Origin of the sequence: Guptibacillus sedimenti, assembly GCF_028610665.1 — a bacterium.
Taxonomy (GTDB): Bacteria; Bacillota; Bacilli; order Bacillales; family Guptibacillaceae; genus Guptibacillus; species Guptibacillus sedimenti.
On the sequence record NZ_JAQQWV010000001.1, the window covers coordinates 824,590 to 850,214 of the forward strand.

Consider the following 25,625-nt stretch of genomic DNA (forward strand, 5'->3'; position numbering starts at 1 on the left):
ATGATTGTCAAACATGCTGTTGGGTTCATATAGATATAGTGATATTCATTCAGGTCAGGAGGCGGGAATGACGTGATCACTATGACACCAATCATGATTGATGGTCATCCGTTTACAGCAGTTAGTATGCAGCTTCCAAAAACAAATTTTCTAGCGGTCATGAATGAAAACGGCTATATTATGTGCGGCGCACTGGATATTGCTTTACTTAATGAGAAGTTAAGTGACCGGAAGATTATTGCAGGAAGAGCTGTAGGCGTAAGATCGATTGATCAGCTGCTTGATGCCCCACTTGAATCTGTTACGCTTGAAGCAGAAGCGCGAGGCATTAAGGTCGGCACAAAGGGCAGAGATGCCATGCTTAAGATGATGTGAAAAAAGCCTTAGCCAATTTGCTTAGGCTTTTTTCTTTGTTATTAAAAAAATCACATTAATAGGGAAGCAGCATTCTGGAGAAATTGTCCATACTTCTCTCTTTCATAGCATATACATGAGGAAGAGAAGGGAGGGTTCATGGTGTTTCGAACTCGTAGAAAATTCTTTAGAAAGGGGCCGCTTCCCTTTCGTTATGTGTTTGTCATCTCCTTCCTACTATTCATTTTTATGACGGTCCAGGGGCTATGGATCGTTGAAAAAGGAATAAAGCCTACACTGATTGAAATTGCCCGTACAGAGACGAATCGGATCGCAACAATAGCGATTAACGAAGCCATTAATCAGAAGATGGCTGAAGAAGTAGATAATTATCAAGATTCGTTAATAAAAGAAGTGACTGATAATGAAGGAAAGTTGGTGCGAGTTCAGATCAATCAAAGGGCAGTTACTCAGGTGCTTGCCCAATCAACTGAAAAAGTACAGCGATTTCTAAAAAGTGTGGAAGACGGAACGTTAGATTACTGGGCGGAACAAAATGGTGTGGAGCTTGAAGTAGATGATCAAACATCGTTAGATAATGGGATCATTCATTATATTCCAATTGGTCAGGCGTTTGATAACACGTTACTTGCCAATATGGGACCAAAAGTTCCTGTGCGTTTCACAGCGATCGGTGAAGTGAAGTCTGATTATAAAAGTACAATTGAACCAGTTGGTATTAATAATATTTCTGTCGACATTCGGGTTCATATTGAAGTGAAAGTAAAAATCGTTATCCCATTTGCTACGGATTCTGATGTGGTGACGACGGATATTCCTGTTTTGTTAACGATTATTCCAGGTGAAGTACCAAATTTCTATAACAATGGTTCAGAAGGTGGGTTACCTACTCCATCTATTCAAATTGATGATATGGAATAATCTACAATTGCAGGATGAGAGAAAGTAAGGTATACTTTAAAACTGAACTTAATATTGTTCCTTATCTTATACGATGAGGTAGAGGAGCAGATCCTCATGAGTACGTGTTGGGAGAATGACACCAATGATCAGCATCGAAAGGGAGATCTGCCGAAGCATAAATAACGGTCACATTATTTATGTTGGGGCGGCATTGAAAAAGTGTCGAACTGTCATTATGAGTCTAACTTGTAATGGAGAACTACTGATCGGGGTGGACACTTAACATTGACTCGGTGAAGCGAGCAATGATAGGACCAATCCTATCATTGCTCGCTTTTTTGCGTTCAGAAACAAGCGGCTAAGTGGTAGGCGTCCATTCCGGTTTGCATGACAATCATTTATTTATTAGGAGGATATTCATGGAGAATTCAATTCTATCCATTATTCCACCGCTCATAGCTTTGCTAATGGTAGTGGTGACAAGGAAAGTGCTTCCTTCACTTGGAGTGGGCATTATTCTTGGTGCACTTATGATCAACGATTGGAGTGTCCCAGGATCATTAAATGAAATTTATACAATCGTGAAAGGGATTTTTATTGATTCCGAGACCGGTGGCTTAAATACTTGGAACATGTACATTATTTTCTTCTTACTTTTATTAGGAATGATGACAGCCTTTATCTCGATCTCAGGTGGAAGTCGTGCCTTTGGTGAATGGGCGATGAAACGCGTCAAAACAAGAGTTGGCGCACAGCTTGTAACAGCCGTATTTGGTATTATTATTTTTATTGATGATTACTTTAATTCGCTAGCCGTTGGTAATGTGAGTCGACCGATTACGGACAGGCATAATGTATCAAGGGCAAAACTTGCTTATATTATTGACTCCACTGCAGCACCGATGTGTATTATTTCCCCGATTTCAAGCTGGGGTGCTTATATTATCGCACTTATTGGTGGCGTACTAGCAACACATAGTATTACAGGCGTTGGCGCATTAGAAGCGTTTATCAGAATGATTCCAATGAACTTATACGCTCTCTTTGCTCTAGCCATGGTTTTCTTTGTGAGTTATTTTGATATCAACTTAAAAGCAATGAAGGTTCATGAAGATCGTGCCCAGAAAACTGGTGATGTTCTTGATCCTGACCAAGGTGCCGTACCTGGTCAAACAACGGGTCTTCCTGAAAGTGAAAAAGGTAAAGTAGCAGATCTTGCATGGCCGATCATCATGCTGATTGCAGGAACTGTGGCGTTTATGATTATCACAGGCATTCAGGCGGTGAGCGGAACAGATACAGCAGTAACCGCTTTGTCGATTTTTGAAAACACGGATGTTGCCGCATCGCTTCTATATGGTGGATTAATTGGGCTTGCAACATCTCTCATTTTCTTCTTTATGAAACGAATGGGCGGTGCCGTGCTTGGTAAAGGAATATGGGAAGGAATTAAATCAATGCTTCCGGCGGTATACATTCTTTTCTTTGCGTGGACGCTAATTGAGATTATTGGAAGTCTAGGAACAGGAAAGTATCTTGCAGGTCTAGTAAATGACCACATTATGATTGGCTTCTTGCCTGCCATTTTATTCTTGCTTGCAGGAGTAATGGCCTTTGCAACAGGTACGTCATGGGGAACATTTGGCATTATGCTTCCAATTGCGGGGGAGATTGCTGCGGCAACCGATCCTACTTACATGCTGCCAGTTCTTGCAGCTGTGCTTGCCGGAGCTGTATTCGGTGATCATTGTTCACCGATCTCAGATACAACCATTCTTTCTTCCACAGGGGCAGGAAGTCACCATATCGATCATGTGATGACTCAGTTGCCTTATGCCTTGCTTGTGGCAGGAATATCATTGCTTGGCTACCTTGTTTTAGGATTTACAGGTAGTGCGATTATTGGATTTGTTGTTACAGCCATTTTCTTTGGAATTCTCGCTTTTATCCTGAAAACAAAATATGCCAACAGACCGGTTGAAGCGGCAAAATAATAAAGAAACAGGAGGTATTTCCTCCTGTTTTTTTATGTATTTACACAAAAATAGAGAGATTTCTATGAAAAATTGAACGATTCATACCAAAAAAGAAAAAAGATTGTTTTGACAAGGACATACGTACTAGATATACTATAAACAAAATAATCTGAATTTACTTAAAAGTCTTAACCTTTTTCTGGAAGGAGGCTTATAGTGAAAAGGGTTTAATTTGTTCAAGGGGGTAATTCATTTGGAAAATCGTGCGCAATGGGGAACAAGGGCTGGATTTATTTTAGCTGCAGTTGGATCAGCGATAGGTCTAGGAAACATTTGGAGATTTCCGGCTGTTGCTTATGACAATGGTGGCGGGGCATTTTTTATACCTTATTTATTTGCATTACTAACAGCTGGAATCCCAATTTTAATTCTTGAATTTACAATAGGGCATAAGTTCCGTGGATCAGCGCCACTTTCGTTCTTTCGAATGAATAAAAAGATGGAATGGCTTGGCTGGTGGGGCGTTATTGTTGCCTTTGTTATCTCGACATACTACGCCGTTATTATTGCGTGGGCGATCTCGTATAGCTATTTTGCTTTTAACCAGAGCTGGGGTTCAGATACAGAAGCGTTCCTTTTTAACGATTATTTGAAATTGACGGTTGATCCTGGACAAACAGGTAGTATCGTACCAGGCGTATTTCTTCCGTTAATTGCTGTATGGATTATTACATTAGGCGTTCTTCTTGCCGGTGTTAAAAAAGGAATTGAGCGTGCTAACAAGATTTTCATTCCTACTTTAATTGTTCTTTTCTTAATTATTGTCATCCGAGCAGTGACGCTTCCTGGTGCTGCTGAAGGACTAAATGCTTTCTTCACACCGAATTTTGACAGCATTACATCTGGTAGTGTATGGGTTGCTGCCTATGGACAAATCTTCTTTAGTTTATCGATTGCTTTTGCTATTATGATTACTTATTCTAGTTACTTACCTAAGAAGTCAGATATTACGAATAACGCCTTTATTACTGGTTTCGGTAACTCAGCATTCGAACTACTTGCTGGTATTGGTGTATTCTCTGCACTAGGTTTTATGGCACAACAGCAAGGACTTAGCGTTGGTGAAGTAGTGAGCGGTGGCGTAGGACTAGCTTTCGTTGTCTTCCCACAAATTATTAATGAGTTCCCAGCATTGAACGGTTTGTTTGGCTTCCTGTTCTTTGCATCACTTGTTCTAGCTGGATTGTCTTCTCTTATTTCTATTTCAGAAACGTACGTAGCAGGGGTTTCTGAGAAGTTTGGAATTTCTCGCACAAAAGCTGTTTTAATTGGTGGAGGAATTTCTTCCATTATCTCAATTTTATTTGCGACTCAAGGCGGCTTGTTCTTCCTAGATGCAGCGGATTATTTCATTAACCAGTTCGGTATTGCATTTGTTGGTCTTGTAGAAGTAGTCGTAGTGGCTTGGGTGCTTCGTGAGCTTAATACGCTTGAAACACATGCAAACGGCATTTCAGATATTTCGCTGAAGTACTGGTGGAAAGCTTGTCTTGGCGTTATTACTCCGTTAGTACTTGGATACATGATGTTTGATCTGTTTAAAACGAATCTTCTTCGTCAATTTGATACGCCTACTGGAAACTATGAAGGTTACTCAAACGGCTTTATCCTTTATAGCGGCTGGGCTGTCGCAGGGTTCGCCATTCTGGTTGGAATTCTATTCAGCCTAAAGAAATGGGATGCGAAAGTAGAGCAGCAAAAGTATAAGGAGGTAAGCTAATATGGGTGGTAGCGCGATCTTTATGATGGTTGTTGGAATGGTCATTATCTGGGGTGGTCTTGCAGCAAGTATTCTAAATGCTGTTAGAGTCTCAAAAAAACAATGAAACTAAAAGAAGAACTAGCGCGCTAGTTCTTCTTTTTTTTAGGATTTTTTTCGCGCTCTTTCCTGGCGTTCCCAAAGTCGTAAAGAAGGATATGGATCATATGACCATTCTGTTCTTCCGTTATCTTTATAAATACCGTAATGCAGGTGCGGTGGAAATTTCCCCGCTGTTCCTTTAGGGCCATATCCTGAGCTACCAACGTAGCCAATGATCTCACCAGGCTGAACAACGCTTCCCTTCTCAATCCCTTTTTCAAAACCGTTTAGGTGTGCATAGTAGTGATAATTCCCATCAATATCCCGGATGCCAATCCGCCAACCACCATATTCATTCCATCCTTTTGTTTCCACAGTTCCATAACTTGTGGCTTTAACACCAACACCATAAGAAGCAAAAATATCTGTTCCTTCATGAATGCGAAGGCCACCCCAGCCTCGTCGGTCACCCCATGTGCTTCGGTAGCTGTAGTTTGCGTGCAGAGGGACTGGAAAGGCATGTTTATCAAGCTTTAGCGTTTCGAATCGTTTGTAAACAGCACTATTGCTTGTAATGGTTCGAACCGCCTGATCGCGGTGATAAAAGTCCCATAATCCAATTTGTAGGTCTTCGAACGAAGTTCCGTATTTTTGCAAGAAGTCACCAATCGTATAAAGAAGATCTTCATCATTCGTTCGGTCTGCTTTACCATCACCGTTCCCATCAAGTCCTATGCCGCCAAAAAACGAAATCGACTCTGTGCTTGTATCTTCCTTATTCGGATTTGCTGCGCCCGTCCATTTTTCTGGGGCAATGTAAATGGCTATAGCTCCTTTTTCACGAGGAATATCTTTTTGAGACCTTCTAATGCTTCGTTCATATTGATCAATTCCGGCGTAAAGATACCATGGAACTTGCGTGACGGCTTCCATTTTATGAAACAGCATCATGCGTTCGTTCTTTAATTTATCTTCATTCACTTCAGCAGAAAAAACAGTAGCTGGTATGAGAAAGAAAAGAACAAGGATAAGAAAACTGTATTTTCTCAATCGTTTCTTCTCCTTTCGTTATTTGTCATTACACTTAGTGTGCATTTCAAATCGCAAATCATTAGATCTAAATAATGGAAGGTCTAAAGTCTTAATCGTCACGAGATTCACACTTTTTATGGAAATCCATGGGGTAACTATGGTATTCTTTAATACAGAAAAGCGATAGGTGAGGTGAATGTATTGAGTAAGAAAGAAGAGTATCTAAGAAAACCCGAATGGTTGAAAATAAAATTAAATACGAACGAGAACTATAAAGGTCTTAAAAAGATGATGCGTGAGAAGAAACTACATACGGTCTGTGAAGAAGCGCGTTGTCCTAATATTCATGAGTGCTGGGCTGTACGTAAAACAGCGACATTTATGATTCTTGGTGATGTTTGTACGCGAGCGTGCCGTTTCTGTGCGGTTAAAACAGGTCTTCCAACAGAACTAGATTGGGCTGAACCAGAGCGTGTTGCTGATTCGGTTGAACAAATGGGCTTAAAGCACGTCGTCATCACGGCAGTAGCGCGAGATGATTTGAAAGATGGTGGTGCAGCTGTATTTGCTGAAACGGTTCGAGCTATTCGTAGAAAAAATCCATTCTGCTCAATTGAAGTTCTTCCTTCTGACATGGGTGGTCAATACGAAGCGCTTGAAACCCTTATGGATGCAAAACCGGATATCATGAATCATAATATTGAAACAGTGGAGCGTTTAACGCCAAGAGTGCGTGCACGTGCAAAATACCGTCGTACTCTTGAGTTTCTTCAGCGTGCCAAGGAAATGAACCCTGAGATTCCGACAAAATCAAGCATTATGCTGGGACTTGGTGAAACAAAAGAGGAGATTATTCAAACATTGGATGATCTTCGGGCACACGACGTTGATATTGTTACACTTGGCCAATACTTACAACCTTCGAAAAAGCATTTAAAAGTTGAAAAATATTGGACACCACAAGAATTTCTTGAGTTAAAAGATATTGCGTTGGAAAAAGGATTTAAACACTGCGAATCTGGTCCAATGGTTCGTTCTTCTTATCATGCGGATGAGCAAGTTAATGCCGCGAAACAAGCAACAAATTAAGTCAGTTTTAGAAAACCAGAAAAATCGGCCTGCTGAGGGCCGATTTTTTTACTTCGACATCATTTCTTTACCGCCTGTATCGTTTAAATCCTCATTCATTTCACCTTTCATTTCACCGTTCTCATTCTCTCCATCACTCACTTTTTTGCCCTGTGGTGCTTTTTTCATTTTGGCGATGGTTTCTTCAATGCTTTTATCTAAATCCCCTGTTGCCGCAGAGGCATTTTGGTACCGTTCGATTTCCGCAATCATTCCTTCTTCGTCTGAAACATACACATGGTAATACCTTGGGATAACGGAGAGGGCTGTTTTCTTAACTTGATCAGCGGTTGCATCACGGTCTTTCGAAGTGGATTTATAGGCGATTAACACTTCTTCATCTGTCACTAGCGTTGCCACATCATTCACATAAGGAAGCACGATGGCCATCGAACCGATCATATCAGACATACGATCACGATCGAGGTAAGCAATGTTTTCAGGTTGCTTTTGAGAATTCATGTTGTTTGTATTTCGTGTGTGACGAATGTAACCAAATCCGCCTTTTTTGGCCTTTTCCTGAGAGTTTGCAGTATTCATTCCGTACTCTTCTGGATCGGTTTTAACCGGTGTTAAATCTGCATGATCAAAGGAATCAGTCGCATTTTCTCCCTGACATGCCGTAATTCCAATTGCAAGTGGCAGTATAAGCAATATGTGTTTTTTCAAATGTCTTCACCTCCATACTGTTATCATGACCGAACTAAGCTTCTTTTTTCCTGGTATTACTTGGACAATTCCAATAAAAAAGGTATCATTAGACTAATGAGCCCATTTGAAATGAGGGAAGTAGCATGATAAAAGTGAATCAACATACATTTGAGTTGATGAAAGATGAAAGAGAAGGATGGAACGAAGAAGCTTTTCTTGCTCGATATAGTGAGATTCTAGATAAATACGACTATATTGTCGGAGACTGGGGATACGGTCAGCTTCGATTAAAAGGATTTTTTGATGATCGCAATCAGAAAGCGACATTTGATACAAAATTCAGCACGGTGCTGGATTATTTATATGAATACTGCAATTTTGGCTGTCCTTACTTTGTATTAAAAAAGCAAAAGAAAGAAAATCCTAAGAAGCAACAACAAGAAGCATAAGCCGAGTAGGCTTATGCTTTGTATGGTTTTTCAGAGTCCTTGTCTGGATCATCGTGTGGTGGATGGGAACCAGGGTCCTGACGAGGTAAGTGTTGGTGAAGGTTTTTATTCTCGTAGTTAAACGCACTGTAAGATCGCTGGCCTTCTCGCCATGGAGTCGTTTTACCCAGCTTTTTATTTACCGGTGAACCATATGGACCCTCCGGGGTATCTTCTGGAAGGACGTAATTTCTTCCCTTTTCTACGTTAGCAAAGTCTTGATAATCTTCATCATCAAACATGAATAAACACCACCTTAGGAGGTAGTGTATTCATTGCTAACTAAAATATTAGTGACTTAGAACTTCTCTCAAAAAGTTGCGAAGTTCTTCGGCATCTTCCTCATTGAGAGAGTAGGCATGCTCGAGGTTTCCTGGCTCATTTAGATCATCGTGGCCGATAATTGCAAATTTGCCTCCTTGAATATCGAGGACTAACGATTTTCCATAAAAGCGATCTGATTTTACAATACAAAGGTCAAACCGATGATTGCTTCCCATAAAGCACACGAACCTGGCTTCAGTAGCCTCCTGTTCGTCGTAGATGAGTCGTTCATCTTCCATCATAGCACCCTCCTTTTCTAGTTAACGCTATCATACCATCTTATGAAGCGTTGTCATACAAGCTTTCGATAGAAAATGTAAGCTTTTGCATTTTAGGATATGATAAACTAAAGAAAAGTATTTATATCGATTGGATTAAAGGCAGGTGTATTTCTATGTACTTTGTGGATCGTAAGAAAATTGAAGAACAGCTCATTTATTTTGATAAAATGATAAAGATATTAAAAGAAAGTTCTTTTCAGACGGAACTTCAAATGCTTGGATTAGAGAGACTTCATCATGTTTTTATTGAAAGCATGATCGATGTCGGAAACAGCATGATCGATGGTTTTATTATGCGAGATCCGGGTAGTTATGAGGATATTATTGAAATTTTATCTGATGAAAAAGTGATTTCCTCTGAGAATGCTGTTCGGTTAAAAGAAGTAGTTGGTATGAGAAAACCGCTTATGCAGGAGTATGTTAACCCTCAACATGGAGCATTGGAGCAAAACCTACGGAAAAATCTCAGTGCACTTGAGCAATTTCCTGCTGATATAAGAAAGTACTTAACGCAAGAATTGGGCGCAGTCTCAGCTTTTCTTCCAGACAATCATCGTTAAAACTTGAATAATCGAAGCATGTAAAGAAAGAAGGGTGTATTTGATGAGAGGTAGTAAGAACTGTGAAAAGAAATTAACGTTATGCATTCAAAAACACGGCTGGGGAACCGCTTTCGATAAATGAAAGCGGTTTTCTTATGGATTGGATAAATAGAAGGAGGAAGTAAAAAATGAAAAACTATAAAGGTTATTTAATTGATCTAGATGGCACGATGTACCGTGGCACTGAAAAGATTCATGAGGCAGTTGAATTCGTGAAGCGTTTAAAGGAAGCGGATATTCCTTATTTATTTGTGACGAACAATTCATCAAAACGGAAAGAACAAGTGTCTGAGAAGCTTGAGGCATTTGGTGTTCCTTGCACGCCAAATCATGTGTTTACAACAAGTATGGCGACAGCAAGCTATATCTCACATGAGAAGAATGATGCATCGGTGTATGTAATCGGTGAAGAAGGGATTCGCGATGCGTTAACGGATGAAGGACTAACGCTTCAAGACGATCATCCCGATTACGTTGTCGTTGGCATTGACCGCTCAATTACTTATGAAAAATTTGCTAAAGCTTGTATTGCCGTTCGAAACGGGGCTACGTTTATATCGACTAATGGCGATATTGCGATTCCAACAGAACGTGGATTGCTACCTGGTAATGGTTCATTAACTTCAGTGGTTTCTGTTTCAACAGAAACGGATCCGATTTTTATTGGGAAGCCTGAACCGATTATTATGGAACAAGCTTTGGCACAACTCGGTACATCTAAGGAAGAGACGTTAATGGTAGGGGATAATTACCGGACAGATATCCTTGCAGGCATTAACGCAGGATTAGATACCCTGCTTGTGCACACGGGTGTCACGACGAAAGAGCACTTGGAGTCAGTGGAAAAGCTCCCAACGTATACCGTTCAAACATTAGATGAATGGAGCATATAAAAACGCCCCCGGAGGGCGTTTTTATGTTGGGTTATTCCGTTTTTTGTGCTCGATGTGCAAGACGACTTGAGGCGGCTGCTGCAATCGCGCCAACAATATCATCGAGGTACGTGTGACATTCACCTGTCGTCTTATCGTTTAATCGTTCTAGAATACCTGGCTTTTGCTTATCGATAAAGCCATAATTCGTAAAACCTATCGAACCATAAACGTTGACGATTGATAAAGCAATAATTTCATCGACACCATATAAACCTTCATCTTTCATTAAAATATCTTGGAGCGGTTGATCAAGAAGTTTTTTCTCCGTTAATTCATCTAGTTGGATGCCAGTTAATACTGCATTTTGAACTTCTCTTTTTGATAACACGCGTTCTACGTTCTGGATACATGTTTCTATCTTAAGGTTAGGGTGATATTTTTCTTGAAGGTAAAAGACGAGGTCTGCGATATCTTTGATCTCGACTCCACGTTCTTTTAATTTACTTCTCGCTGCTTTTTCTACAAGGTCCATATGTTCTTGGCCCATTCTTGTCCCACCTAACTTTATAGTAAATTGGTATTGGATAGAGTTGATTATATTAGTATATGGTGAAGGGCGGAGAAATATGACAGTGATGTTCAGTTGAATCGATTACACCGATTGGGCGCCTTAGGCATATAGTACAAATACAAAGACGAAATGTCGGAGGGTTAGCATGCTGGAGCGTGAGATTTTTCATCAATATGGGATTGTTGTGGATCAGCAGAATGAGGAAAAAGGTGGCTACTTACTTAGGGGTTCAGATCAATCAGAATTTATATTGAAACGGGCGCAATTGGAGCAGGAAAGTGAATTCCCTTGGTATGTTATGGTGGCAAATTATTTTAATCAACAGAATGAACCGACAATGTTGCCAATTTCTTCAAGAAGAGGGAAGTATATTGAGACGATACAAAATGAAGCTCATGTTCTTTATCGAAAACCGTATCAACGTCACACTCATCATAGTGATGGCAGTCGGCTAGCACTGTTTCATCGAAAAGCAGGTAATCTTCTAGTGGCTTACAATGATTTGCCGGAAATTCAGCCATGGCAAATGAGATGGCAGTTCAGAATGGATCAACTTGAATCCTTTCGAGAAGAATTGAAAAATCAGGCGCAGCCTCATCGAGAATTTGATACATGGTTTATTGAAACATTTCCTTATTATTCTGGTTTAGCAGAAAATGCGATTCAGTATATTGTAGACTGTGGGATTGATACAGGAACGAATCCATTTCAAATTAGAACGCTCGCGTTTAACCGGTATACAGCGAAATATCGTCGGAATTCAGAAGGACTGTTTCCAAATGATTTTATTTTAGACCATCCAGCTAGAGATCTTGCCGAATGGATTCGATATGAGTTGGTAGAAGGCGAAGGGAACTTTGAAACAATCAGGCAGTTCTTGTGGGATTATCATGAACGTCGTTCGTTGAATCAAATGGACTGGAATCTCTTATATGCACGTTTGCTTTTTCCGCTCCCTTATGTGGAGACGGTTGAGCATTATTATAGTGATGGCAATTTGAAAGAGAAAGAACGGAGCTTCCTAAACTTAAAGAAATTTGTGAGAAGAGAAGGCGAGCGAGAGGAAGTTTATCGTTTGTTATTTCAAGAGTTAATGGGGGATTACGGGAGCCAAATGAGACGAGTGGATTGGTTAAGTTAAAACATAAAAAAATCCCCTCTCGTCTAGAGGGGATGGATGTGTTTGGTTTAAAATACTTGCTCGAGTTCTGTTACACCAGGAACTTCTTCAAGTAGTGCACGTTCGATTCCTGCTTTAAGTGTAATTGTAGAACTTGGGCAGCTGCCGCACGCTCCCATTAGACGTACTTTAACTACGCCGTCTTCGATGTCTACAAGCTCTACGTCTCCGCCGTCACGCAGGAGGAATGGACGCAGTTTATTCAATACATCTTGTACTTGCTCTTGCATCATTCATCGACTCCCTTCATACTTCCATTATACTAATGTTGATGTGAAAAATCTATGTGTTATTGTGGAATGATTATTATTCTCATCTTACTTTATCATGGTATGAAATCAGATTCAAGATGGAACATCTAGGGAAATGATTGCAAGTACTAAAAAAGGCGAATGGTTCTTTTCTGTCTCAATGGAATAAGGTACAATAAAGGTAAATGGATTGAATAGAAAGGACGTTTTTCATCATGGAGGAAGTACTTGTCTATGGAGCAGGCGAACGTTGTGCAAGCTGTGTGAACCTGCCTTCTTCAGAAGAAACGGCTGAATGGCTAAAAGCTGCCCTTGATCGGAAATACCCGGATCGAAAAATTGCCGTTCGATATATTGATATTCATAGTCAACTTTCAGGAGCAGAAGCGATTTTTGCCTCTAAAGTAATTGATGAAGATCTATTTTATCCCGTCATCGTCGTTCAAAATGAAATTGTTTCAGAAGGAAATCCCAGGTTGAAAGATCTCTATGCTGTATTGGAAGATCAATCAGCTACGGCATAATAAAAGGAACCCGCGACGATGTGCGCTGGGTTCCCTTTTATTTTTTAACCATTATGATTCTTATACATCCATAAGATCCCTGACTTAAGTAGACGCGGTACTCGACCAGTGAGTGGTCGATTCGCCATCACGCCAAAGCCATGTTTGCTTCCGAGTGAGCCAAGCGTTCCTTTGATCTTAATCGGTGGAAGGGCTGGCGGTGTTTCATTTTTCCATTGCTTTTGTAGCACAAGGGCAATTTGTTCAGCTTGTTCTTCAGCAAGCTGAGCACTTGGTGCATGTGGCAAACTTGCGCAGTCGCCAACAACAAATGCATTGTCGTGATTTGGAATAGAGTGGTAGTCATTCAGGATAATCCGCTGCTGGGGATCTTTTTCTACATCTAGCTCACGAACGATTTTGTTTGGCTGAATGCCGGCCGTCCAAACAATCGAGTCACAGTGAACGGGTTCTCCATGATTAAAAAGGGTATTCGGTTCTACTTTTGTTATGTTGGACTCACTAACCACCTCAACATCACGTTCTTCAAACCAAGACTGTACATATTTTCCGAGTCTTTCAGGAAAGGCTGAGAGGATCGTATGACCACGATCAAATAATTTGACTTGAAGGTCTGGTCTGCTTTCGTGAAGTTCACTGGCGAGCTCAACGCCACTCAAACCAGCTCCAACAATCCCAACGATTGAGTTAGCACCAAGGTTGTTCAAGGTTTCATACGTTCTTCTTGAAGAATCAATGGTTTGGATGCTTAATGTATGAAGATCCGCGCCTGGCACATTATGATATTTGTCTTCACAACCAAGACCAATGACCAGGGTGTCATAAGCAAGGTCGTCATCATCTTTTAAGTGAATCACATTTGAGTTTAGATCGATGCCATTAATTTCACCATATTTGATTTCAAGTTTTTGATGAACTGGAAATTGAACGCGTATGTGGTGATCACTTGCTGTGCCGGCAGCAAGCGCGTAATATTCCGTTTTCATACTATGATAAGGATTTCGGTCAACAAGCGTAATCGTGAGGTCTTCTGGTAAATCAGATGATAATAATTTCTGTAGAATGCGCATACCACCGTATCCGCCGCCTAATAGCACTAGCCTTTTCATGATAAGAGGTCCCCTTTGATAAAATTCAATAACGCCGTCTTCCTATATAATGTAGAGAAGCTAAAGAAGAAGTTAAGATTTAGGAAGAAATAAGGAAGCGACACGCGCTATACTATACTTATACATTTGAATGTTTTATGACAGTTAAAAGTATAGCGAAACTGAGACTTATGTACAATAACATTTCTGAAATGCGTAACTGGGGAGTGGCATGAAAATGAAAACAATCGAATTTTGTGCTGGTAATGTAAGAGAAAATCAAAAGGTATGGGAAGTATTCGAAAAGGTACCAGGAGTTGAATTAATTGATTATGGTTGCCTTGGTTATTGTGGGAACTGCTATAGTGAGGCGTTCGCGATTGTTGAGGGTCGCTTAATCAATGCTGAAACGTCTGAATCTCTAATTAAAAAAATCACGCAAAAATTAAATGAAGATAATTAAGGGCTTTCATTGCTCATATTCTGTGTTATAATGACAAAGGTTCATTGAAGTCTGATAGAGAGAGAGCAGACTTTTTATTTTCCGCTTATCTGCGAAAAATGTCGAATTTTCAGACGACGAAAAACACTGTTTGTAAGCGCTGTATTTGGCTGAGTGCTATAATATTTCAATTTTAAATCTGGTAATGGGGTAGCCTATGCTTATAAACGGATACAATATTTAACGAGGGGTGTAAAATATGCAAATACTATGGGGATTTGGTGGTATGGCTGTACTTTTTGCCATTGCCTTAATCTTTTCAACAAACCGCAAAGCGATTAACCTTCGTACGGTGCTAGGGGCACTTGCGATACAGGTCGCATTTGCATTTGTGGTACTTAAATGGGAAGCGGGTAAGGCAGCTTTAAAACAACTATCCTTATTCGTTCAAGATATAATTGGATACGCCAATGAAGGAATTGGCTTCCTATTCGGTGGGTTAATTGGAAATGAAGACATTGGGATGATCTTTGCTTTTCAAGTTCTAACCATTATTATATTCTTCTCTTCTCTAATTTCTGTTCTTTATTACCTAGGTATTATGCAATGGGTGATTCGTATCCTTGGTGGAGCGATCTCATGGGCACTTGGTACAAGTAAAGCTGAATCACTTTCAGCAACAGCGAATATCTTTGTTGGTCAAACAGAAGCACCGCTAGTTATTAAACCTTACTTGGATAAAATGACGAAATCTGAGTTATTCGCCGTTATGACTGGTGGACTTGCTTCCGTTGCCGGCTCTGTATTAATTGGTTATTCTCTGCTCGGTGTACCGCTTGAGTATCTCCTAGCGGCAAGTTTCATGGCAGCGCCAGGTGGTCTATTAATGGCGAAGCTGATTATGCCTGAAACAGAAACACCAGAAACAGCTAAAGAAATTAAAATGGAAAGAAATGAAGATCACGTTAACGTGATTGATGCTGCGGCACACGGTGCATCAGACGGACTGAAACTTGCTTTAAACGTTGGAGCTATGCTTCTTGCATTTATCGCATTAATTGCGCTTTTAAATGGCTTGCTTGGTGCAGTTGGCGGTTGGTTTGGTGCGGGTGGCTTAACCATTCAGCAAATTCTTGGGTATATCTTCTCACCACTTGCGTTTGTAATAGGTGTTCCATGGCAAGATGCTGTTCAAGCAGGTAACTACATTGGACAGAAGTTAATTCTGAACGAATTTGTGGCTTTCTCTTCTTTCGGACCGGAAATCAGTGCTGGTAACCTATCTGATAAATCAGTTGCGATTATTAGCTTCGCTCTATGTGGATTTGCAAACTTCTCATCTCTTGCAATCCTACTAGGTGGACTAGGCGGTCTTGCACCGAAACGTCGTCCGGAAATTGCAAAGTTTGGAATGCGCGCGATCTTAGCTGGTACCCTTGCAAACCTGTTAAACGCAGCAATTGCGGGTATGCTTATTTTCTAAGTTGAAAGCCTCTTTTAAAGGGGCTTTTTTTTATGGTAATTTAATCATTTTGTGATGCTAATTCAAGCAAAGTATTGTTGTATTTTTATAATTTTACGATATACTTGTTTAATTAAAAGGCAGGAGGGATCACTGATGAGTAGCTTTGAACATACATTGCCGTATGATCGTATGATGGGCGACGTTTACGTTCCAGAATGCCCATTCTGTCAGACGGAGAATGTATTAACACCGATGACAGAACGAGATTATCAGCAAGGCTGTGAAGAAATAAAAACAAGACTCGTGATGCCTTGTTGTAACGGCAAGCTCGTGATTGAAAAAATCGATAGCGACTATTTCTGGACGACAGAAGCCGTTCGGAAAAACCAATAAAAAGACAGAAAGAGTGACAGCATTGCAGGAAATTACGTATACAAAAATGCATGGTCTTGGCAATAACTACATTTACATCAACACATTCGAGCAACCATTAAACGAAAGTAACCTTCCTCAATATGCAAAAGAAGTGTCTGATGTTTACACGGGCATCGGATCAGACGGCATGATCTTGATTTGTCCATCAGATAAAGCAGAAGTGAAAATGAGGATTTTTAATAAAGATGGATCAGAAGGTAGAAACTGTGGGAATGGATTACGCTGTGTAGCCAAATACGCTTATGAGAATAAGCTTGTTACTGAAACGAAATTTGCGATTGAAACGCTAGCAGGGCTCGTGCAAGCAGAAGTTCATCTCGTTAGTGATGTGGTTGAAACGGTAACAATTGATATGGGAAAACCTCAATGGACAAGAGGGAGTCTTCCGATGAAAGGGAATGCGGAAGAAAAAGTAATTAATGAACCGATTGATTTTGAAAATCAATCCCTACGTATGACGGGAGTTTCGATGGGAAATCCTCATATGGTGATGTTTGTCGAAGATATTTATTCTGCACCTCTTACGACCGCAGGACCTTATTTTACAGATTATGAGCTATTTCCAGAAAGTATTAACGTGGAGTTCGTTGAGGTTGTATCAAGCAGTGAGTATCATTTTCGTGTATGGGAACGAGGTTCAGGTATCACACAAGCATGCGGAACGGGGGCGTGCGCCGCTGTCGTTGCAGGTGTATTAAATAATAAAACACCTAAAGGAACAAAGGTAACGGTTCATCTTGCTGGTGGTGACCTGGACATTACTTGGGATAGTGATGACCACGTGTGGATGACGGGGCCGGCTGTCACCATTTCAACCGGTGTATACTTCGTGAAATAGAATTTGCTTATAGTCAAAAGCTTGATGAGAAGCATATGATACTTTTACATTGAGATATAAGGCGAGCACCTGAGGTTCAATTGTTGAGCTTAGTTCGCTCACGCGGTATACTAGAAATAGCATTACGGTGATTGGAGGGATTTTAATGATCCATTTATCTGAAGCTGCAGCAGCACAGGTAAAAGAAATGATGAAGCAAGAAGAAGGTGACAACCTTTACTTGCGTGTTGGTGTAAAAGGTGGCGGGTGTACTGGTTTAAGTTACGGTATGGGTTTTGATACTGAAATGAAAGCCGATGATCAAGCACTAGATCCTCAGCATGGCGTCACGATTATTATGGACAACGAAAGCGCACCGGTTTTAGATGGTGTGAAGATTGATTATAAACAAAACATGATGGGCGGCGGGTTTACGATTGATAACCCGAATGCAATCGCATCATGTGGCTGTGGTTCTTCGTTTAAAACAGCGACGAATGCTGGTTCGCCGGAGAATTGTTAAGCATGAATTTAAAACTTCTCTATTGTTCTGTTTTTATAGAACGAATAGAGAAGTTTTTTTATGATGTGTTTTAGAGAATCTCTATGAAAACAGCTGAAATGTAGTCTTCTTTACCACTAAGGGAAAAGACGAGTTGTAAACAATGGGAGTCACGGTACATATGGATCACGAAACGTCTTGCATTTACTCGGTCAAGAACTGAAGGAGCACTTGAAATTTCATGAAAGATAAAAAAGTTTTTTGTCACAAAAAAGGGATTTCCGTCGTTTTATCGAAAATTAGTGAATGGTGGAGAAGTTTTATCTCAGAAGGAGAAAGTGAACCAGTTGGTTTTTATATCATAGCGATGGGATTAAACTTTTAATTTATTCTTTATACAAAAAAGGAGTGTCACAAATGATTGAAATTGGCGTAGGATTACAACTTTACACGCTACGAAACGAATGTGAAAAAGATTTTTTTGAAACGTTAGTAAGGGTAGAAGCCATCGGTTATGAAGGTGTTGAGCTTGCTGGGCTTCATGGTCACAAACCACAAGATGTGAAGAGCAAGTTAGATGAGCTTGGTCTGTCTGTCATCGCCCATCATGTACCAATTGAACGTATTGAAAATGAGTTAGAAGCGGTTATCGAGGAACAAAAAGTGTTAGGAAATACGCGGATTGTTTGTCCATGGTTACCTTCTGAAAGAAGAAGCCCTGAAGATTATAAGAAAGTAGCAGAGACCATGAAATATGCAGCGCTCGTTTGTAGTAAACAGGGAATGGAAATTGCCTATCATCATCATGATTTTGAACTTGGCCGTAGTATTGAAGGTAGTGACCTATATCGCATTTTAGATGCACATGATGCTATCCAAGCTGAATTTGATATTTATTGGCTCAATCAAGTTGGACATGATCCTGTTGAATGGATGCAAAAATTTGCAGGAAGAACACCAATCATCCATTTGAAGGACCGGTCAGATGATGAAAGAGAAGCAACGGTTATCCTTGGTACAGGAAACATTGCTATTGAAGAAGTGATTGAGCAGGGACAAGCTTGCGGTGTGCAGTGGTGGGTTGTTGAACAAGATGACTGTGACTTCGATCCAATTGAAAGTGTGACACAGAGCTACAAATATTTACGTGAAGTTCAGCTAAAAAAATAAAAGCGTTATAATATTTTGAAAATAAAGTTGAACATTCTGTGAACATGCGTTATGATGTTTGTAATCGATTTCATGAAATCGATTACAAAAGAAGGGAGGGTCTTTTGTACTTTCAGAGGAGGATGGAACATGGCAACAATTGCTGACGTCGCAGACTATACTGGATTATCACGAGCGACAGTGTCACGTGTCATTAATGATTATCCGCACGTATCCAAAGACAAACGTCGATTAGTTCATGAGGCGATGAAGGAACTCGGGTATTTTCCAAACACGTCTGCTCGAAATCTACGCAATCGTAGAACAAATCTTGTAGCGGTTTTGATCCCGAGGTTAACCAATCCCTTCTTCACGTTGATATTAGATGGCATTGAGAAAGTTGCAGAGGAAAATGGCTTTCAGCTTATTATTTGTCAGACAAAATCAAGTAAGAAGAAGGAACTTGAATTCCTCAATCTCTTGCAAACGAAGCAAGTTGATGGTGTGATCTTCACTTCAATAGAAAATGATTGGGAGCAAATTCAGCCATATACCGATCATGGACCGATTATTCTATGCAACGAGTATCATCACGATGCGACAGTACCGATGGTTCGATTGAATCAAGTTCAGGGGAGTTATTTAGGGACAAAGCATCTGATTGAACGAGGGCATCAGCGACTCGCATACTGCATGGGATCAACAAGTGGATTATCCAATGATCGCCGCAAAGGATTCTTTCAAGCAGTGGATGAAGCTGGTCTTGAAGTGAAATCAGAATGGATCTTCCATGATACATATACGATGGAAGATGGTGTCAAAACATTTAACCAAATTTTATCGTTAACAGAACGACCGACAGCCATCTTTACTGGTGGGGATGAAGTAGCGGCAGCAATGGTGAAGGAAGCGAAGCGAAATGGGTTGGATGTTCCTGGAGACATAGCGATACTAGGATTTGATGATCAGCCGATTGCTAGTATGATTGAACCAGAGCTAACGACAATTTATCAACCAGGTGCCGAGATTGGTAGTCGTGCGATGACTATTTTTATTGATTGTTTAAAAGGAAAGCGTGAACGTGTTAGACAAAGTGTAATGGAGCTACCATTATCGCTTGTTATTCGAAAATCGACTTAACTTGCAATTTATGTAAGCGCTGTCTTTTGAAATCGATTTCAAAATTGATATCGATTTCAACAAAACTTAAGGGGGATTTTGTATTATGCGAATATTGAAGAATAGTAAACTACTTTTTATCGTTTTGGCCCTTATCCTTGTTCTTTCAGCATGTAGTTCTTCAAATAATTCTTCAAGTAATACTAGCAACAATTCTGGTGATGAAAATGCGAGTTCAGGTGACGGAGAAAAAGTAACGCTCGTTTATGCGCGTGGTAAAGATGCAACAGGTGCAACCGACGTTATGGTTGAGGAATTCGAAAAACAAAACCCGAATATTGAAATTGAATTCCGCGAAATGCCAACAGATACGGGAGCACAGCATGACGCATATGTTACAATGCTGAACGCTGAATCATCTGAAATCGATGTGTTTGATATCGACGTGATCTGGCCTGCGGAATTTGCTCAAGCAGGATATGTTCTTCCTCTAGACCGCTTTATTGAAAAAGACGGCATCAACATGGATGACTACAACCAGGGACCGGTAACAGCAGCAACATTTAATGGGAAGCAGTGGGCAATGCCGAAGTTCATTGATACTGGAATGCTTTTCTACCGCTCTGACTTAGTATCTGAAGCGCCAAAAACGTGGGATGACTTGATGACTCAAGCTTCTGAGCTAAAAGGTGAAGACGGTACGAAGTTTGGTTACCTCATGCAAGCGAAGCAATATGAAGGTCTCGTGACAAACGCAGTTGAATTTGTCGGTTCTTACGGTGGTGCGTTTATTGATGAGAATGGAGAAGTTGTCATCAATAGCCCTGAAGCAATCAAAGGTATTTCAAAAATGGTTGAAATCGCAAACTCTGATTTTGTTCCAGGTAACATCAATACGTTCACTGAAGTAGAATCTCACACCGCTTTTATTGAAGGACAGTCTCCGTTTATTCGTAACTGGCCATATCAGTACTCTCTAGCAAATGATGAAGAACAGTCTAAAATTGTAGGGAATGTTGAAGTCGCTCCACTTCCTGAAGGTGATGCAGGATCAGCATCAGCACTTGGCGGTTGGATGGCAGCCATCAATAATTTCTCTGAACATCCTCAAGAAGCGTGGGAGTTCTTGAAGTTTATGACTGGTGAAGAAGGACAGAAAATTGATGCGATTGAAGGCTCTCATGCTCCAACGCTACCAGCTCTTTTTGAAGATGAAGAAATTATCGAAGCAAACCCATTCTTTGGAGAAGAAGGATTCCAAACAGCACTTGAAGCAGCTGTTTCCCGTCCTGTAGCTCCAAACTACCCTGAAATCTCTGAAATTATTCAAATCCACATTTCTAAAGCCATTGCTGGAGAAGAAACTCCTGAAGAAGCAGCAGCTGCGATGGAAAAAGAAATGAATGAAAAGCTAGAAAAATAATAGAAAAGTTCATTAGCCTTCCACACGAAGGCTAATGTCTTTCCTACATATTTTTTGAGAAAAGGGCTATAAGAAAATTTGAATTATCAAAAGCGGTGTCTTATAGCATTGTAACGGAACAATAAGACACCTTTTTCTTAAAGAGAGGAGCGTTGGTATGCAAACAGATATCGATCCAAAAGAGCCTATTAAAGTGGAGAAACAGCCCAAAAAGAAGAAAAAAAACGATGCGGTTGTCGGTTATTTACTTCTTGCCCCAGCACTGATCCTAATTCTAGCGATTTCTATTTGGCCAGTTTTCCAGTCATTTTATTTTAGTCTTTTCGACCTTCGTCTTAATGAACCAACAAAATCAGAAGTTCATCTCGATTATCAAATTGACCTGGACCGTTACTTGCAAAACTATCCGTTCCTAGTCGGGGCGATTAACTCTGAAATTGATAAAGGAAATTCAAGCGAAGAGCTTACGGAGATGAAGGCAACGCTTGAAGAACTCGATGCGAGCATTAGAGAGAATCCGAAAGCAGAAGAAAATTACGATGTGATAAATGAAAAACTTGATAGTTTTGAGAACGTTCCGGATGACATGAAGTACGTTGAAATCGAAAAGAGTGTAGCAGAGGATTTTACGTCTTCCGTTAAAGCAATCAATAATGATTTAATGACGATCAATGAAAATGGAAGTTTGGAAAAAGGCGATAAGATTGTTGGTTTATCATCCGCACTAACTGAAATTGTTGTTGAACCGAACTTCATTGGATTTGAGCATTACAAAGATAATTTAACTGATCAGCGGATGTGGAAGTCTCTTTGGAACACGACTGTGTTTACATTTATTTCTGTTCTAGCTGAGCTCATTCTTGGTCTAGCGATTGCTCTCCTTATTAACAAAGCTTTCTTAGGGCGAGGATTGATTCGAGCAAGTATCCTAATCCCATGGGCAATTCCAACAGCTGTTGCGGCCCTTATGTGGAAGTTCCTTTATGATGGTCAAAACGGTATCGTAGCGAAGCTGTTTGAAGATGTTGGTTTAATTGATCGCATGGCCATGCTTCTTACAACTGATACTGGTGCCATGTTCTCTGTTATCTTCGCTGACGTATGGAAAACGACACCATACATGGCGCTACTTTTATTAGCTGGTCTGCAAACGATTCCATCTTCTCTTTATGAAGCGGCATCGATTGATGGAGCGAACAAGTGGAAGCAGTTCGTAACGATTACCTTGCCACTTTTAAAAACAAGTCTTCTTGTTGCACTCTTATTCCGAACGCTAGATGCGTTCCGTGTGTTTGACTTAATTTACGTATTAACTGGTGGAGGTCCAGCGAACTCAACCGAAACGATCTCAATGCTCGCTTATACGTTGATGTTTACTCAGACTAATTTTGGTGAAGGTTCTGCGATTTCAGTTGTTGTGTTCATCTGTGTTGCCATCATCTCTGGAATCTTTATTAAATTACTTGGTGCTGAATTAATAAACGACGGAACTGGAAAGAAATGAGAATGTATTTTATCATGAAGAAGGAGGGCCAGCCAGATGAATAAGAAAGCGGGACCGATGTTTTACGTTTTCCTAGTTGTGTTTGTCTTTGTTGTCATGTTTCCGTTCTTATGGATGCTCGCAAGTTCGATTAAACCGCTAACAGAGCTCTTTGGTGAAAAAGCGTTCAATCCGTTTACGGATAACCCTACTCTACAAAACTATGTATCCGTTTTCGTAGACTATCCGTTCCCTCGCTACCTTTGGAATAGTACCGTTGTTGCAACGATCACAACTGTTTACACCGTGCTAGTTGCCTCATTCGCGGCGTACTCCATCGCGCGGCTGAATTTTAAAGGGAAACCGATTATTTTAGGAATCGTCTTATCCGTTTCGATGTTTCCACAAGTAGCAACGATTTCACCAATCTATATTTTTCTAAAGAATTTAGGTCTTACAAATAGTTACCTTGGGCTCATAATTCCGTATACAACGATCACGCTACCATTATCGATCTGGCTTCTCGTTACCTTCTTCCGCAAAATTCCGTTCGATCTGGAAGAAGCAGCGAAAATTGATGGCGCTTCCTTATGGCAAACATATTGGAAAGTGATTATGCCGCTTGCGGTGCCGGGTATTTTCACGACTGCAATCCTTGTCTTTATTGCCGCATGGAATGAATTCTTGTTTGCTCTTACGATTAACACGGCAGATAAGTTTAAAACCGTACCAGTCGGAATTGCGCTTTTCCAGGGACAGTATACGATCCCATGGGGAGAGATTTCTGCAGCGACAGTTGTTGTAACGGTGCCGCTTGTCATTATGGTACTGATTTTCCAACGAAGAATTGTGTCAGGTTTAACATCAGGTTCAGTAAAAGAATAGATAAAATAGGAGTGGATTTGAATGCTTAACGTTACTGTATGGAATGAAAATCGTCATGAACAGAGTAGTGAAGAAGTAAGAAGCGTGTATCCAAACGGCATTCACGGTGCAATTGCAGAATTTCTCAAAGAGGATTTTGAAGTAAAAACGGCAACTTTGGACGAGCCTGAACATGGTTTATCGGAAGAGGTTCTGAACAACACAGATGTTCTTCTCTGGTGGGGGCATATCGCTCATGAAGAAGTATCAGATGAAATCGTGAATCGTGTTCATCAGCGTGTTCTAGATGGCATGGGGCTTATCGTGCTTCATTCCGGTCATTTTTCGAAAATTTTCAAGAAATTGATGGGAACCGGCTGTGATTTGAAATGGCGTGAAGCAGATGAGAAAGAAAGAATGTGGATTGTCGATCCAACGCATCCGATCGCAGAAGGACTTGGGGAGAAAATTGAGATTGAGCGAGAAGAAATGTATGGCGAGCATTTCGATATCCCAGTACCTGATGAGCTTGTGTTTGTAAGCTGGTTTGAAGGAGGAGAGGTTTTCAGAAGCGGCTGTACATATAAGCGCGGACAAGGAAAAGTCTTTTATTTCAGACCAGGTCATGAAACGTACCCAACCTATTACCATAAAGATATTCAACGCGTCATGAAAAATGCGGTTGCCTGGGCTAAACCGACGACGATACCAAAGCCAGTCTATGGAAATGCCAAACCACTTGAAACGATCGCGTCTAAATAAGAGATTGATTGAGGAGGAGAAACCATGAATGAATTGAAAATTGGTGTTATCGGATGTGGGAGTATTGCGAAACACCGTCATTTACCAGAATACGCAGCAAATACACAAATAAAAATTGTTGCGGTATGCGATATTGTCAAAACTAGAGCGGATGAAACGGCCGCCCTTTATGGCGCAAAAGCTTATGAAAGTTATGAAGAGTTACTTCAAAATAGTGAAGTGGATGCTGTAAGCGTTTGTACGCCAAACTACCTTCATGCCCCGATTTCTATTGCTGCATTAAAAGCAGGAAAGCATGTGCTTTGTGAAAAACCAATGGCAACGTCACGTGCAGATGCCGAAGAAATGATCGAAACGGCTAGTACGAGTGGGAAGAAGTTAATGATTGCGCACAATCAACGATTTGTTCCGTCTCATGCAAAAGCAAGAGAAATCCTTGCCAGCGGTGAAATCGGCAATGTGTATAGCTTCCGAACCGCTTTTGGCCATCCAGGACCTGAAGGATGGAGCGTGGATGGCAAAGAGAGCTGGTTCTTTGAAAAAGATAAAGCATTTATTGGAGCAATGGGAGATCTTGGCGTTCATAAGACAGACCTCATCCGTTACTTGTTAAATGAAGAAATTGTTGAAGTGGGATCCTTTGTCGAAACAAGCGCGAAGGAGTTTGCAACGGTTGATGATAATGCGGTCTGTATCTTAAAGTCTGAAAGCGGTATTATTGGAACGCTAGCTGCGAGCTGGGCCTATACAGCGAAGGAAGACAATTCAACGATTATCTATGCAGAGAAAGCCATCCTAAGACTTGAAGAGGATCCAGTGAATTCACTCGTTGTCCAGTATCAGACAGGTGAAGTGGTGAAATATGAACTCGGTGGGATTCAAACGAATGATAGTGGCGGTCAATCGAGTTCGAAGGTTATCGATCAATTTGTAGACAGTATTCTAGAAGACAAAGAAGTTCCTGTTAGCGGTACAGAAGGAATGAACTCGTTACAAGTTGTTCTCGCAGCACTAGAATCAAATGAAACGAAGCAAATCATTAACCTGAGGTGAT

The 25,625-nt window shown here is 40.6% G+C and carries 31 protein-coding genes and 1 riboswitch; of the genes, 24 read left to right on the forward strand and 7 right to left on the reverse strand.

Annotated elements, in window-relative coordinates; all coding sequences use genetic code 11:
* Positions 1-72: 72 nt before the first annotated feature.
* From PQ578_RS04010 to PQ578_RS04030, 5 genes are all read left to right on the forward strand, one after another.
* Positions 73-375: a YunC family protein gene (locus PQ578_RS04010; protein ID WP_224882424.1), complete on the forward strand. Its 303-nt coding sequence runs from the start codon at positions 73-75 to the stop codon at positions 373-375.
* Positions 376-516: 141 nt separating this feature from the next.
* Entirely contained in the window at positions 517-1,296 is a 780-nt protein-coding gene (gene yunB, locus PQ578_RS04015; RefSeq protein ID WP_159784581.1) for a sporulation protein YunB, read from the forward strand.
* 71 nt (positions 1,297-1,367) lie between these two features.
* Positions 1,368-1,548: riboswitch (Lysine riboswitch) on the forward strand.
* Between the two features lie 149 nt (positions 1,549-1,697).
* Positions 1,698-3,272, forward strand: coding sequence for a Na+/H+ antiporter NhaC family protein (locus PQ578_RS04020; RefSeq protein ID WP_273832290.1), 1,575 nt, complete (start codon positions 1,698-1,700; stop codon positions 3,270-3,272).
* Between the two features lie 235 nt (positions 3,273-3,507).
* Positions 3,508-5,034 carry a sodium-dependent transporter gene (locus PQ578_RS04025; protein WP_159784572.1) on the forward strand — a complete coding sequence of 509 codons (1,527 nt, stop codon included), beginning with the start codon at positions 3,508-3,510 and terminating at the stop codon, positions 5,032-5,034.
* A gap of 1 nt (position 5,035) precedes the next feature.
* Positions 5,036-5,140 carry a methionine/alanine import family NSS transporter small subunit gene (locus PQ578_RS04030; protein WP_194218990.1) on the forward strand — a complete coding sequence of 35 codons (105 nt, stop codon included), beginning with the start codon at positions 5,036-5,038 and terminating at the stop codon, positions 5,138-5,140.
* A 38-nt stretch (positions 5,141-5,178) separates the two neighbouring features.
* Here PQ578_RS04030 and PQ578_RS04035 read toward each other — a convergent pair whose 3' ends face one another.
* Positions 5,179-6,165 carry a M23 family metallopeptidase gene (locus PQ578_RS04035; protein ID WP_273832292.1) on the reverse strand — a complete coding sequence of 329 codons (987 nt, stop codon included), beginning with the start codon at positions 6,163-6,165 and terminating at the stop codon, positions 5,179-5,181.
* 183 nt (positions 6,166-6,348) lie between these two features.
* On the opposite strand from PQ578_RS04035, the gene lipA reads away from it, so the two are divergent.
* The gene (gene lipA, locus PQ578_RS04040) at positions 6,349-7,236 is read left to right on the forward strand and encodes a lipoyl synthase (protein ID WP_098444848.1); all 888 of its coding nucleotides are present in this window, start codon (positions 6,349-6,351) and stop codon (positions 7,234-7,236) included.
* 48 nt (positions 7,237-7,284) lie between these two features.
* Here the strand turns inward: lipA and PQ578_RS04045 are convergent, their stop codons facing one another.
* Positions 7,285-7,944 (reverse strand): YhcN/YlaJ family sporulation lipoprotein, encoded by a 660-nt coding sequence (locus PQ578_RS04045; protein ID WP_273832293.1) that lies wholly within the window; start codon positions 7,942-7,944, stop codon positions 7,285-7,287.
* A 125-nt stretch (positions 7,945-8,069) separates the two neighbouring features.
* Here PQ578_RS04045 and PQ578_RS04050 point away from each other — a divergent pair, with 125 nt between their 5' ends.
* Positions 8,070-8,375 carry a YutD family protein gene (locus PQ578_RS04050; protein WP_159787681.1) on the forward strand — a complete coding sequence of 102 codons (306 nt, stop codon included), beginning with the start codon at positions 8,070-8,072 and terminating at the stop codon, positions 8,373-8,375.
* Positions 8,376-8,386: 11 nt separating this feature from the next.
* On the opposite strand, the gene PQ578_RS04055 is transcribed toward PQ578_RS04050, so the two are convergent.
* The gene (locus PQ578_RS04055) at positions 8,387-8,656 is read right to left on the reverse strand and encodes a hypothetical protein (protein WP_098444845.1); all 270 of its coding nucleotides are present in this window, start codon (positions 8,654-8,656) and stop codon (positions 8,387-8,389) included.
* Positions 8,657-8,704: 48 nt separating this feature from the next.
* Positions 8,705-8,977, reverse strand: coding sequence for a DUF3055 domain-containing protein (locus PQ578_RS04060; protein ID WP_098444844.1), 273 nt, complete (start codon positions 8,975-8,977; stop codon positions 8,705-8,707).
* A gap of 155 nt (positions 8,978-9,132) precedes the next feature.
* Between PQ578_RS04060 and PQ578_RS04065 the strand changes: the two genes are divergently transcribed.
* Both PQ578_RS04065 and PQ578_RS04070 read left to right on the forward strand, forming a co-directional pair.
* Positions 9,133-9,579: a DUF86 domain-containing protein gene (locus PQ578_RS04065; protein ID WP_273832294.1), complete on the forward strand. Its 447-nt coding sequence runs from the start codon at positions 9,133-9,135 to the stop codon at positions 9,577-9,579.
* 170 nt (positions 9,580-9,749) lie between these two features.
* The gene (locus tag PQ578_RS04070; protein WP_273832295.1) at positions 9,750-10,514 is read left to right on the forward strand and encodes a TIGR01457 family HAD-type hydrolase; all 765 of its coding nucleotides are present in this window, start codon (positions 9,750-9,752) and stop codon (positions 10,512-10,514) included.
* Positions 10,515-10,545: 31 nt separating this feature from the next.
* Here the strand turns inward: PQ578_RS04070 and PQ578_RS04075 are convergent, their stop codons facing one another.
* Positions 10,546-11,043: a phosphatidylglycerophosphatase A family protein gene (locus PQ578_RS04075; protein WP_160920723.1), complete on the reverse strand. Its 498-nt coding sequence runs from the start codon at positions 11,041-11,043 to the stop codon at positions 10,546-10,548.
* Between the two features lie 169 nt (positions 11,044-11,212).
* On the opposite strand from PQ578_RS04075, the gene PQ578_RS04080 reads away from it, so the two are divergent.
* Positions 11,213-12,208 (forward strand): protein kinase family protein, encoded by a 996-nt coding sequence (locus tag PQ578_RS04080; RefSeq protein ID WP_273832297.1) that lies wholly within the window; start codon positions 11,213-11,215, stop codon positions 12,206-12,208.
* Between the two features lie 47 nt (positions 12,209-12,255).
* On the opposite strand, the gene PQ578_RS04085 is transcribed toward PQ578_RS04080, so the two are convergent.
* The gene (locus tag PQ578_RS04085) at positions 12,256-12,477 is read right to left on the reverse strand and encodes a NifU family protein (RefSeq protein ID WP_142329613.1); all 222 of its coding nucleotides are present in this window, start codon (positions 12,475-12,477) and stop codon (positions 12,256-12,258) included.
* A gap of 236 nt (positions 12,478-12,713) precedes the next feature.
* On the opposite strand from PQ578_RS04085, the gene PQ578_RS04090 reads away from it, so the two are divergent.
* Positions 12,714-13,022: a DUF1462 family protein gene (locus PQ578_RS04090; RefSeq protein WP_273832299.1), complete on the forward strand. Its 309-nt coding sequence runs from the start codon at positions 12,714-12,716 to the stop codon at positions 13,020-13,022.
* Positions 13,023-13,066: 44 nt separating this feature from the next.
* Here PQ578_RS04090 and PQ578_RS04095 read toward each other — a convergent pair whose 3' ends face one another.
* A complete protein-coding gene (locus tag PQ578_RS04095) occupies positions 13,067-14,131 on the reverse strand; it encodes an NAD(P)/FAD-dependent oxidoreductase (RefSeq protein ID WP_273832300.1) in 1,065 nt (354 codons plus the stop codon).
* Between the two features lie 217 nt (positions 14,132-14,348).
* On the opposite strand from PQ578_RS04095, the gene PQ578_RS04100 reads away from it, so the two are divergent.
* The 13 genes from PQ578_RS04100 to PQ578_RS04160 all read left to right on the forward strand — a co-directional run bounded on the left by PQ578_RS04100 (position 14,349) and on the right by PQ578_RS04160 (position 25,624).
* Complete coding sequence (locus PQ578_RS04100; protein ID WP_273832301.1) at positions 14,349-14,573, forward strand: DUF1450 domain-containing protein; 225 nt, start codon at positions 14,349-14,351, stop codon at positions 14,571-14,573.
* 238 nt (positions 14,574-14,811) lie between these two features.
* The gene (locus PQ578_RS04105; RefSeq protein WP_165997682.1) at positions 14,812-16,035 is read left to right on the forward strand and encodes a NupC/NupG family nucleoside CNT transporter; all 1,224 of its coding nucleotides are present in this window, start codon (positions 14,812-14,814) and stop codon (positions 16,033-16,035) included.
* Between the two features lie 135 nt (positions 16,036-16,170).
* The gene (locus PQ578_RS04110; RefSeq protein WP_160920729.1) at positions 16,171-16,410 is read left to right on the forward strand and encodes a hypothetical protein; all 240 of its coding nucleotides are present in this window, start codon (positions 16,171-16,173) and stop codon (positions 16,408-16,410) included.
* A 22-nt stretch (positions 16,411-16,432) separates the two neighbouring features.
* Complete coding sequence (gene dapF / locus PQ578_RS04115; RefSeq protein WP_273832302.1) at positions 16,433-17,290, forward strand: diaminopimelate epimerase; 858 nt, start codon at positions 16,433-16,435, stop codon at positions 17,288-17,290.
* Between the two features lie 145 nt (positions 17,291-17,435).
* Positions 17,436-17,792: a HesB/IscA family protein gene (locus PQ578_RS04120; protein WP_159784541.1), complete on the forward strand. Its 357-nt coding sequence runs from the start codon at positions 17,436-17,438 to the stop codon at positions 17,790-17,792.
* A 220-nt stretch (positions 17,793-18,012) separates the two neighbouring features.
* On the forward strand, positions 18,013-18,156 hold the full coding sequence (locus PQ578_RS04125) for a hypothetical protein (RefSeq protein WP_273832304.1): 144 nt from the start codon (positions 18,013-18,015) through the stop codon (positions 18,154-18,156).
* 32 nt (positions 18,157-18,188) lie between these two features.
* On the forward strand, positions 18,189-18,941 hold the full coding sequence (locus tag PQ578_RS04130; protein WP_273832306.1) for a sugar phosphate isomerase/epimerase family protein: 753 nt from the start codon (positions 18,189-18,191) through the stop codon (positions 18,939-18,941).
* A 129-nt stretch (positions 18,942-19,070) separates the two neighbouring features.
* On the forward strand, positions 19,071-20,060 hold the full coding sequence (locus PQ578_RS04135) for a LacI family DNA-binding transcriptional regulator (RefSeq protein WP_273832307.1): 990 nt from the start codon (positions 19,071-19,073) through the stop codon (positions 20,058-20,060).
* Positions 20,061-20,145: 85 nt separating this feature from the next.
* Positions 20,146-21,462, forward strand: a complete 1,317-nt coding sequence (locus PQ578_RS04140) for an ABC transporter substrate-binding protein (protein WP_273832308.1) — start codon at positions 20,146-20,148, stop codon at positions 21,460-21,462.
* A 157-nt stretch (positions 21,463-21,619) separates the two neighbouring features.
* Positions 21,620-22,966 carry a carbohydrate ABC transporter permease gene (locus tag PQ578_RS04145; RefSeq protein WP_273832309.1) on the forward strand — a complete coding sequence of 449 codons (1,347 nt, stop codon included), beginning with the start codon at positions 21,620-21,622 and terminating at the stop codon, positions 22,964-22,966.
* A 36-nt stretch (positions 22,967-23,002) separates the two neighbouring features.
* On the forward strand, positions 23,003-23,830 hold the full coding sequence (locus tag PQ578_RS04150) for a carbohydrate ABC transporter permease (protein ID WP_273832310.1): 828 nt from the start codon (positions 23,003-23,005) through the stop codon (positions 23,828-23,830).
* A 21-nt stretch (positions 23,831-23,851) separates the two neighbouring features.
* Entirely contained in the window at positions 23,852-24,571 is a 720-nt protein-coding gene (locus PQ578_RS04155; protein WP_273832311.1) for a ThuA domain-containing protein, read from the forward strand.
* Between the two features lie 24 nt (positions 24,572-24,595).
* Positions 24,596-25,624, forward strand: a complete 1,029-nt coding sequence (locus PQ578_RS04160; protein WP_273832312.1) for a Gfo/Idh/MocA family protein — start codon at positions 24,596-24,598, stop codon at positions 25,622-25,624.
* Position 25,625: the final 1 nt, after the last annotated feature.